General features: G+C 45.8%; 4 tRNA genes and 1 rRNA gene. All 5 read left to right on the forward strand.

The window, feature by feature from the left end:
* The first annotated feature begins 126 nt into the window (after positions 1-126).
* Positions 127-243 (forward strand): 5S ribosomal RNA (rrf, locus tag ACSU6B_RS29240).
* 14 nt (positions 244-257) lie between these two features.
* Positions 258-332, forward strand: a tRNA-Asn gene (locus ACSU6B_RS29245).
* A gap of 4 nt (positions 333-336) precedes the next feature.
* Positions 337-428, forward strand: a tRNA-Ser gene (locus ACSU6B_RS29250).
* 19 nt (positions 429-447) lie between these two features.
* Positions 448-522, forward strand: a tRNA-Glu gene (locus tag ACSU6B_RS29255).
* 41 nt (positions 523-563) lie between these two features.
* Positions 564-639 (forward strand) — tRNA-Val (locus ACSU6B_RS29260).
* Positions 640-685 lie beyond the last annotated feature (46 nt).

Consider the following 685-nt stretch of genomic DNA (forward strand, 5'->3'; position numbering starts at 1 on the left):
TTTATTAGGCATACTCATTTTTACAACTTCTTCTGCATTATCTAGTTTTGAGGGAATGAAAAAAAAAAAAATTCCTCTTGAAAAATATGAAAAAGACATTATAATAAAATAGTGTCGAATAAATGGTCTGGCAATTATGGCGAGAAGGTCACACCCGTTCCCATACCGAACACGGAAGTTAAGCTTCTCAGCGCCGATGGTAGTTGGGACATGCGTCCCTGTGAGAGTAGGACATTGCCAGGCTGTAATACTATTATTCCGCAGTAGCTCAGTGGTAGAGCTATCGGCTGTTAACCGATCGGTCGTAGGTTCGAGTCCTACCTGCGGAGCCATTATGGAGAGCTGTCCGAGTGGCCGAAGGAGCACGATTGGAAATCGTGTAGGCGGGTAACCCTGTCTCAAGGGTTCAAATCCCTTGCTCTCCGCCATAATTTCTTTAATAGATATGGCCCCTTGGTCAAGCGGTTAAGACACCTCCCTTTCACGGAGGTAACACGGGTTCGAGTCCCGTAGGGGTCACCAAAGTTTTTTACGCACTAGCGAAAAATAACTTTCATTAATGTGGAGGATTAGCTCAGCTGGGAGAGCATCTGCCTTACAAGCAGAGGGTCGGCGGTTCGAGCCCGTCATCCTCCACCATATTTTCAAATTAGATTATTATTATTGTCGCGGGGTGGAGCAGTCC

Origin of the sequence: Neobacillus sp. C211, from assembly GCF_051842875.1 — a bacterium.
Classification (GTDB): Bacteria; Bacillota; Bacilli; order Bacillales; family Cytobacillaceae; genus Neobacillus.